We start from the raw sequence: 8,602 nt of genomic DNA on the forward strand, positions 1-8,602 counted from the left end.
GATGTTTTCGCGCTACAAGAAAGACGGGGCAAAGCCCACCAACGGCAAGGCCGCCCCCCCGCCGCCCGCGCCCGGTGCCGCCAAGCCGCCGCCGATCGACGCTGCGCCGAAAACGCAGGTGCATCGCAAGATGGGCCCCGCGAAGGTCGCTGCCGATCCAGTGGCCGTCGACAAGGAAAAGAAGCGCAAGCAGCGCCTTCAGGAACTCAAGGTGGAGCTGCACAAGCGTCTGCTGGAGAACCTGAACCTCGCCGCGCTCGAGCACGCCTCGGAACGCGAGCTGCGCGCGGAGATCGCCGACATCACCGCCGAGGCGATGACCGAGCTTTCGGTCGCGCTGAACGCGCAGGACCGCCAGGCGCTGCAGCAGGAGCTTTACGACGAGGTCATGGGCCTCGGCCCGCTCGAGCCGCTGCTCAAGGATGAGACCGTCAACGATATTCTGGTCAACGGCCCGCAGCAGATCTTCATCGAACGCGATGGCAAGCTCGAACTGAGCGACATCACCTTCAAGGATGAACGCCACCTGCTGCGCATCATCGACAAGATCGTGTCGGCCGTGGGTCGTCGCGTCGATGAATCCAACCCTTACGTCGACGCCCGTCTCGCTGACGGCTCGCGTTTCAACGCGATGGTACCGCCGATCGCGGTGGACGGCTCGCTCGTCTCCATTCGTAAGTTCAAGAAGGACAAGCTCGGGATCGACGATCTCGTCAATTACGGTGCCTTCACCGAGGAAATGGCGGCCTATCTGCAAGCCGCCGTCGCGACGCGTCTCAACGTGATCGTCTCGGGCGGGACGGGCTCGGGTAAGACGACGACGCTCAACGCGCTGTCGTCCTTCATCGACAACGCCGAGCGGATTTTGACGATCGAGGACACGGCCGAACTTCAGCTGCAACAGACCCATGTGGGCCGGATGGAAAGCCGTCCGCCGAACGTCGAAGGCAAGGGCGCGGTCACGCAGCGCGACTGTCTCAGGAACGCGCTGCGGATGCGTCCCGACCGTATCATCGTCGGCGAAACGCGCGGCGAGGAAGTCATCGACATGTTGCAGGCCATGAACACCGGCCACGACGGGTCGATGACCACGATCCACGCGAACTCCGCCCGTGACGGCGTGGCGCGTCTGGAAAACATGATCTCGATGTCGGGCATCGAGATGCCGATGAAGGCGATGCGTAGCCAGATCGCGTCGGCTGTGAACCTGATCGTGCAGGCCTCGCGCCTGCAGGACGGCTCGCGCCGCATGGTCTCGGTGACGGAGGTCACCGGCATGGAAGGCGACGTGATCTCGATGCAGGAAGTCTTCCGCTACGAGCGTCTCGGCCTCGCCCCCGACGGCAAGATCATCGGGCGCTTCACCGCGACCGGCGTGCGCTCGCATTATTCCGATCGGTTCCGGCAATGGGGCTACGACCTGCCGGCTTCGATCTACGAACCCGTGCAGGACTAAGGACACCCCGCCATGGCGACCCCCATTATCTACCTGCTGATCTTCGTCGCAGTGCTGCTGCTTGTCGAAGGCGTCTATCTGCTGTTCTTCGGCAAATCGATCTCGCTCAACAAGCGGGTCAATCGCCGCCTCGAGATGCTCAACAAGGGTGAGCGGCGCGAAGAGGTACTCGAACGTCTGCGCAAGGAAGCGACGCAGCATAACGACGCGCGCTCGATCCCGCTCTATTCGCTGCTGGCCGACAAGGCGCAGAAGGGCAATATAGCCTTCTCGCCGATGGCCCTGATCGGCATCATGGCCTTCGCCTGTTTCGCCGCTTTCATCGCGCTCACGGTGGCCTCGCAGGCGGGGCTCTTCATCCGTATCTTCCTCGCGCTCTTTATGGGTGTGGGCGGCGTGTTCTTCTGGGTCAGCTCGAAGGCCAAGAAGCGCATGGCGCTGATGGAGGAGCAACTTCCCGATGCGGTGGAACTGATGGTGCGCAGCTTGCGCGTAGGTCACCCCCTGGCCTCCGCGATCCAGGCCGTCGCACGCGAAATCCCCGATCCGATGGGCACCGAGTTCGGCATCATCGCCGACGAGGCCGCCTATGGGCGCAACGTGGCCGAGGCCATCTCGGAAATGGCCGAACGTCTGGATATGCAGGATCTGCGCTTCCTCGCGGTCGCCGTGTCGATCCAGCAGACCTCGGGCGGCAACCTCGCCGAAGTTCTCGAAGGTCTGTCGAAGGTCATCCGCTCGCGCTTCCGGCTGTTCCGCCGCGTGAAGGCGATCACCGCAGAGCCGCGCTGGTCGGGCATCTTTCTGTCGGCCTTCCCCGTCGTGGTGATGGTGATCATTCAGGTCGTCTCACCCGACTATTACGACGAGGTCAAAACGACCGCCGCCTTCATTCCGGCCGCCATCGTGGTGTTCCTGCTACTCGGCGCCAACGTGATCTTCATGAAGGTCATGACAACCATCAAGGTCTGAGGAGAGCCCAATGGATTTCGCTGCCATCAACCAGCTGCTGACCGATGCGCTCGGGCCGATGGGTCCGATGATCGCTCTGGCAGCGCTCGGCGGGCTTCTGGTGCTCGCCGCGATCCCTGCGCTCCTGAAGAAGCGCGAGGATCCGTTCGACAAGATCCGCGGGAAAGCCCCGCGCCAGCCGCGCCAGAATACCGGCGGCAACGCGGATAAAACGAACCAGAAGCTGCGCGACACCCAGAGCGACAAGCTGCAGAAATACTCGGCCTTCCTCGAGCCGCAAAACGCCGAGGAACTCTCAGAATCGCGGAAATGGCTGCAATCGGCCGGCTATCGCGGCCCGAATGCCGTGCGCACCTTCCACGCGGTCCAGTTCGCGGCGGGCATCGGCCTGCTCGCGCTCGGCTCGCTTTATGTCGTTCTCTACAACTCCGGCGCGCCCGAGGGGCAAAGCATGGGGATGCTGGGCACGGTGCTCTGGGTGCTCGGCCCCGGGGGCGTCGGCTATTACGGCCCGAAATATTGGGTGAACAAGCGCGTGAAAGCGCGCACTGACGAGATGCAGAACGGTTTCCCGGACTCGCTCGACATGCTGCTGGTCTGCGTCGAGGCGGGCCAATCGCTCGATCAGGGGATCATCCGGGTCTCGAAAGAGCTGAACAAATCCTACCCGGCGCTGTCGGAGGAATTCGCGATGGTCGCCCACGAGATCAAGGCCGGTCTCGACAAGTCGACCGTGCTACGCAATTTCGGCGAACGCTCGGGCGTGCCGGATATCGCGAGCTTCGTGACCGTGATGATCCAGTCGCAGCAATTCGGCACCTCGATCGCCGAGGCCCTGCGCCTCTATGCCGCCGACATGCGCGACAAGCGGATCATGCGCGCCGAGGAAGCCGCCAACAAAATCCCCACCAAGATGACGCTGGGCACGATGATGTTCACCGTGCCGCCGCTTCTGATCATTCTTGTTGGCCCGTCGATCCATGATATGCTTGAGAACTTCAGGAATATGGGCATTTGACGGTATGATCCCAAAGCGCCGCGGCCTGATACTGGCCGCGCTGACAGTAACCGCACTGGCCGCCTGCAACCCGGGCGGCCTTTCGGCTGAGAAACGGGGCGCTTTCGCCCCCGGAACGAAACCCGGTGCGGAGGCGGTCGACGGGCTTCTCGTCGGTCATCGGCTGATGGACGCGGGCGAATACGAGCTTGCTCTGAAAGCCTATTACCGCGCGGCGGGCCAGCATGGCGCGACGGCGGAAATCCTCTCGGGCATCGGTTCGGCCGACCTGAAACTGGGGCGCCTGAACCAAGCCGAACAGATGCTGCGCCGTGCGACCGAGGCCGATCAGACCTTCGTGCCGGCGTGGAACAACCTTGGCGTCGTTCTGATGGAGCGCGGCAAATACGCCGAAGCCGCGCGCGTCTTCAAACTCGCCTTCGCGCTGGACAGTGGCCAATCGGACGCGATCAAGCAAAACCTAAAGCGGGCGCTCGCAAAAATAGAAGAGCCGGGTTACGCTGCGCCACAGGACAAGCAGTTCACGCTCGTCAGGAAAGGGGTCGGTGACTACCTGCTGCTGACGAAGCACTGAGGCTCGAGCAAAAAGGACGCAGGTAACATGCGCCACCCGATCTTTCTGGCAGCCTTGGCTGGCTGCGCGATGACTCTCTCCGGCTGTATGGGCAATAACAGCGACGCCGAAGTCGCCCGCGCGATGAAAAGCGTGAATGCCGTCGATGAGACCAACCTTACCGACATCATGCTGACGGTCGCCGATCCGAACGAGGCCGTGACCTATTTCACCCGGCTGTCCAACGACCATCCCGATCGGATCGACGCCAAGCGTGGGCTCGCGAAATCCCTGGTGCGCGCGCAAAAGCCCGTGCAGGCTGTGAAGGTCTGGCAAGAGGTTCTCACGATGCCGGGCGCGACCAATGACGACCGCGTGTCGCTGGCCGAGGCGCAGATCCGTTCGAATGACTGGGCCGGGGCGAAGGCCACGCTGAACACCGTGCCGCCGACGCATGAGACCTATGACCGCTACCGCCTCGAAGCGATGGTGGCCGATAGCGAGAAACAGTGGAAGAAGGCCGACAGCTTCTACGAGACCGCGGCGGGCCTGACCACGAAGCCCGCGGGCATCTACAACAACTGGGGCTTCTCCAAGCTCAGCCGCGGCGATGCCGCAGGCGCCGAGAAGCTGTTCAAGGAAGCGCTCACCTACGATCCGACCCGCTTCACCACGAAGAACAACCTTGTGCTCGCGCGGGCCAGTCAGGGCAAATACGACCTGCCCGTGATCGACATGACCCAGACGGAACGCGCACAGCTTCTGTATACGGCGGGTCTGGCCGCGGTGAAGCGCGGCGACGTCAATATCGGCAAGACGCTGTTGCAAGACGCGATCGACACCAATCCGCAGTATTTCGCGGAGGCCGACCGGGCGCTGAAGGCGCTCGATCAGGGATCGTCGAGCGCGCTGAAAGGCTAAGAGGATGCTCGGTCTCGCCCCGCCCCTCTCGGCGCTGATCTTTCTGGTGCTGATCACCCCGGTTTGCGCCTGGGTGGTCTTCACCGATCTCAAATACATGAAGATCCGCAACAAGGCGGTGCTGGCGCTTCTGGTGATCTTCGCTTTCGCGGGGCCGTTCCTCTTGCCGATCGACGTCTATGCCTGGCGGTGGAGCCATGCGCTGGTCGTCTTCGTGATCGGCTACATCCTGAACCAGATCGCGCATTTCGGTGCGGGCGACGCGAAATTCGCAGCCGCCGCCGCGCCGTTCTTCTCGCATGAGCTGTTCGACGTGCAGCTGACGATGTTCCTGCTCTGCGCCTTCCTGCTTGCGGCCTTTGCCGCGCACCGGATCTTTCGCGCAATCCCCGCCGTGGTGAAGGCCACGCCCGACTGGGTGAGTTGGAAGCGCAAGGACTTCCCGATGGGGCTGGCGCTGGTCGGCACGCTCTGGGCGTATCTGCTGCTCGTGGCGTTGGGCTGATTGTTCAGCCTCCCGATCGGGTATCGCGGCGATTACCCGGTTTTTCCAACATTTGGCCACAATCACCGGCAAGATTGGCCCGGACCGATCTTAGCCCCCGCGCAGGACCAAAGCGGGGTGCACAGCCGAGAGGACGCGCCAGATGAACATGATGACCTCGAATGTCATCGCCCCGGCCCCGCCGCGCGCGCTGGAGGAAACCGGGCTGAACGTCGTGATGATGCGGGACATCCTGCTCAAGACGATGTTCCGCACCAATACGGACACGGCCTCTGCGCTGTCCAAGCTGGTCTGCCTTCCGATGACGATGGTGCAGGACCTGATCGACATGTGCCGCAAGCAGGGCCTGTTGGAGGCGATGGGCACGCTGCACGCCAATTCCGGCGGCGAGATGGGCTTCCAGCTATCCGACACCGGCAAGGCGCGCGCGCTCGATGCGCTGGCGCAGTCGGAATATTACGGCGCGATGCCGGTGCCGCTGACCGTCTATCGTGAACAGGTGAAGCGCCAGTCGATCCGCAACATCCAGCTGACCCGCCAGCAGCTTCTGGGCGCGATGGGCCACCTGATCCTGCCGCCCGACCTGATCGGTCAGCTTGGCCCGGCGGTCTCCTCGGGGCGCTCGATCCTGATGTACGGCCCGCCCGGCAACGGGAAATCCTCGATCTCGAACGGCATCCGCGACGCGATCGGCGACAATATCTTCATCCCCCGCGCCATCGAATATGCGGGTCAGATCATCACCGTCTACGACCCGATCGTACACACCCCCGTTCCGGTCGAGGAAGACGATCCCACCTCGCTGCGCAAGCGCGGGATGCAGTTCGACCAGCGCTACGTCTATTGCGAGCGCCCGACCGTGATCACCGGCGGTGAACTTTCGCTCGACATGCTCGACCTGAAATACAACGCGACCGCGCGCACCTATACCGCGCCGCTGCAGTTCAAATCGGCGGGCGGCGTCTTCATCGTGGACGACCTTGGCCGTCAGGCCGAACCGCCGCAGAAGCTGGTGAACCGCTGGATCGTTCCGCTGGAAGAGAACCGCGATATCCTCTCGCTGCAATCGGGCGAGAAATTCGAGGTACCTTTCGACACGCTCGTGATCTTCTCGACCAACTTCCACCCGAACGAGATCTTCGATAAGGCGGCGCTGCGTCGTATCTTTTTCAAGATCAAGATCGACGGGCCGAACCAGTCCGACTATCTCAAGATCTTCCAGATGATGGCGAAGAAGCGCAACGTGCCGCTCGACGAGAAGGCGCTGCTGCATCTCCTCAAGGTCAAATACCCGACGATCGACAATATCTACGCGAACTATCAGCCGATCTTCCTGATCGACCAGATGATCTCGATCTGCGAATTCGAGGGCATCCCTTATCAGATGACGCCGGAGCTGGTGGATCGCGCCTGGGACAACATGTTCGTCAGAGACGAGGTGATCGTCCACTAAGGGCGTTACTGGGCGGCCATCCCATCTGCACCGGGCGCGCGGAACCGTGCCGACTCGACCTGCGGCTGATAGGTGCGCGAGACGGGCACTTCTTCGCCGTCGGCCATCTGCAGGAAGACCCGTCCCTTTTCTTTGCGCAACCCGCGCACCGCATCGCGCGCCACCCAATGCGAGCGATGGACCTGCAGGCCCGACGTGCCCTCGGTCTCGGCGATCGCATCGGCAAGCCGGATCAACAGGCTCGTCTCCCCGGCTTCGGTCACCACGTCGACATAGTGGTCATTCACCGCGAGGCGGATCAGCGGTGCGCGCAGGTCAGGCTCGAGCCGATAAAGCAAACGCGGCGTGGGCGAAGACAGAGCCACCTTACCCGCTGCCTTCACGTCCCGGCGGGTCTCATTCGGCGCAGCGTCCACTGGAGCCTCCTGCGTCCGCTTCGGACGCCCCTGCTGAGGCGCCATCCAGTGCCGCAGGGTGGAGCCCGCCATCGAGAGGCCGAGGATATAGCCCGCCATGTGGAATATCTCGAACCCCCGGAAGTTGGGCTTCGCCGCAAGCAGCAGAACGAGCAGGTAAAGCGGCACAGTCAGTACCAAAGCGGAAAGGCCGGCAAGCGTGGGCGCCTCGTAGCGGAACCGGCGCAAACCCAGCTTCCGCCGCACGAAAATGCGGATCGCCGCGCCAATCAGGATGCCGACCGCGACACTGAGCGGCCAGAAAATCACGCGCGCACCGAGCGACATGGATTCGAGAGTGTTGAACGGTCCGGCCACGATGCCGAATAGCGATGCCACGACCCAGATCACCGGCAGAGCCGGGATCTTCAATGCCCGCCAGTATGTTTTCCAGAAACCTGCCATTGCCGTCACGCCCCAATGACGCTTGGGTAACGCAAGCGTTACGGTTCCGACAACGGCAAAGGCCGCTTACCCCACCCAACCTGTGGAAATCCTTACCTACCTTTGTCAGGCAGTCAAACCCTCAGGTTCGGGCAGATTGTTCGCGCGGCAGCACGCGGTCACGGTGTTGGCCAGAAGGCACGCGATGGTCATCGGACCGACCCCGCCCGGCACCGGGGTGATCGCGCCCGCGACCTCCTTGGCGCTGTCGAAATCGACATCGCCGACCAGCCGGGTCTTGCCCTCGCCCTTCTCGGGCGCGTCGATCCGGTTGATACCGACATCGATCACGGTCGCGCCGGGCTTCACCCAGTCGCCCGGGATCATGCGCGGGCGGCCCACGGCGGCGACGAGGATATCGGCGCCCCGGCAGACATCGGCGAGATCCTTGGTGCGGCTATGCGCGATCGTGACTGTGCAGCTCTCGCGCAGCAGCAGTTGCGCCATCGGCTTGCCGACGATGTTCGACCGGCCCACCACGACGGCATTCAGCCCCGAGAGGCTGCCCAGCTGGTCGCGCAGCATCATCAGGCAGCCCAGCGGCGTGCAGGGCACCATCGATTTCTGGCCGGTGCCCAGAAGGCCCACATTGAGGATATGAAAGCCATCGACATCCTTCGCGGGGGTGATCGAGTTGATCACCTTCTCCTCGTCGATATGATCGGGCAACGGCAGCTGCACGAGGATGCCATGCACCGCCGGATCGGCGTTGAGCTTTTCGACCAGTGCCAGCAGATCGGCCTCGGAGGTCTCCGCGGGCAGCTTGTGCTCGTAGGAGTTCATCCCGGCTTCGAGCGTCTGCTTGCCCTTGTTGCGCACATAGAC

Annotated in this window: 9 protein-coding genes; 7 read left to right on the forward strand and 2 right to left on the reverse strand. The window is 63.0% G+C overall.

Annotated features, from left to right (window positions below; translation table 11 throughout):
* Window position 1: 1 nt before the first annotated feature.
* The 7 genes from B3D39_RS18610 to B3D39_RS18640 all read left to right on the forward strand — a co-directional run bounded on the left by B3D39_RS18610 (window position 2) and on the right by B3D39_RS18640 (window position 6,878).
* The gene (locus B3D39_RS18610) at window positions 2-1,456 is read left to right on the forward strand and encodes a CpaF family protein (RefSeq protein ID WP_274962980.1); all 1,455 of its coding nucleotides are present in this window, start codon (window positions 2-4) and stop codon (window positions 1,454-1,456) included.
* 12 nt (window positions 1,457-1,468) lie between these two features.
* A complete protein-coding gene (locus B3D39_RS18615; RefSeq protein WP_078521894.1) occupies window positions 1,469-2,428 on the forward strand; it encodes a type II secretion system F family protein in 960 nt (319 codons plus the stop codon).
* A 10-nt stretch (window positions 2,429-2,438) separates the two neighbouring features.
* A complete protein-coding gene (locus B3D39_RS18620; protein WP_078571448.1) occupies window positions 2,439-3,446 on the forward strand; it encodes a type II secretion system F family protein in 1,008 nt (335 codons plus the stop codon).
* Between the two features lie 4 nt (window positions 3,447-3,450).
* On the forward strand, window positions 3,451-4,020 hold the full coding sequence (locus B3D39_RS18625) for a tetratricopeptide repeat protein (RefSeq protein ID WP_274962979.1): 570 nt from the start codon (window positions 3,451-3,453) through the stop codon (window positions 4,018-4,020).
* A gap of 27 nt (window positions 4,021-4,047) precedes the next feature.
* Window positions 4,048-4,920, forward strand: coding sequence for a tetratricopeptide repeat protein (locus B3D39_RS18630; RefSeq protein WP_134330294.1), 873 nt, complete (start codon window positions 4,048-4,050; stop codon window positions 4,918-4,920).
* A gap of 4 nt (window positions 4,921-4,924) precedes the next feature.
* Window positions 4,925-5,425 carry a prepilin peptidase gene (locus tag B3D39_RS18635; RefSeq protein ID WP_078540242.1) on the forward strand — a complete coding sequence of 167 codons (501 nt, stop codon included), beginning with the start codon at window positions 4,925-4,927 and terminating at the stop codon, window positions 5,423-5,425.
* Between the two features lie 142 nt (window positions 5,426-5,567).
* Window positions 5,568-6,878, forward strand: a complete 1,311-nt coding sequence (locus B3D39_RS18640) for an ATPase (protein ID WP_274962978.1) — start codon at window positions 5,568-5,570, stop codon at window positions 6,876-6,878.
* 5 nt (window positions 6,879-6,883) lie between these two features.
* On the opposite strand, the gene B3D39_RS18645 is transcribed toward B3D39_RS18640, so the two are convergent.
* Both B3D39_RS18645 and B3D39_RS18650 read right to left on the reverse strand, forming a co-directional pair.
* Window positions 6,884-7,738, reverse strand: a complete 855-nt coding sequence (locus tag B3D39_RS18645; RefSeq protein ID WP_274962977.1) for a LytTR family DNA-binding domain-containing protein — start codon at window positions 7,736-7,738, stop codon at window positions 6,884-6,886.
* Between the two features lie 105 nt (window positions 7,739-7,843).
* The coding region (locus B3D39_RS18650) for a bifunctional methylenetetrahydrofolate dehydrogenase/methenyltetrahydrofolate cyclohydrolase (RefSeq protein WP_286789947.1) at window positions 7,844-8,602 on the reverse strand (759 nt) is incomplete at its 5' end.

The sequence above is a fragment of the Thioclava sp. UBA3469 genome (assembly GCF_002378135.1).
Lineage (GTDB): Bacteria > Pseudomonadota > Alphaproteobacteria > Rhodobacterales > Rhodobacteraceae > Thioclava > Thioclava sediminum.

Bases quoted from the DNA above. Each gene is read 5' to 3' on its own strand.
- B3D39_RS18625 (WP_274962979.1), top strand. From the start codon at position 3,451: ATGATCCCAAAGCGCCGCGGCCTGATACTGGCCGCGCTGACAGTAACC.
- B3D39_RS18610 (WP_274962980.1), top strand. From the start codon at position 2: ATGTTTTCGCGCTACAAGAAAGACGGGGCAAAGCCCACCAACGGCAAG.
- B3D39_RS18630 (WP_134330294.1), top strand. From the start codon at position 4,048: ATGCGCCACCCGATCTTTCTGGCAGCCTTGGCTGGCTGCGCGATGACT.
- B3D39_RS18640 (WP_274962978.1), top strand. From the start codon at position 5,568: ATGAACATGATGACCTCGAATGTCATCGCCCCGGCCCCGCCGCGCGCG.
- B3D39_RS18635 (WP_078540242.1), top strand. From the start codon at position 4,925: ATGCTCGGTCTCGCCCCGCCCCTCTCGGCGCTGATCTTTCTGGTGCTG.
- B3D39_RS18620 (WP_078571448.1), top strand. From the start codon at position 2,439: ATGGATTTCGCTGCCATCAACCAGCTGCTGACCGATGCGCTCGGGCCG.
- B3D39_RS18645 (WP_274962977.1), bottom strand. From the start codon at position 7,738: ATGGCAGGTTTCTGGAAAACATACTGGCGGGCATTGAAGATCCCGGCT.
- B3D39_RS18615 (WP_078521894.1), top strand. From the start codon at position 1,469: ATGGCGACCCCCATTATCTACCTGCTGATCTTCGTCGCAGTGCTGCTG.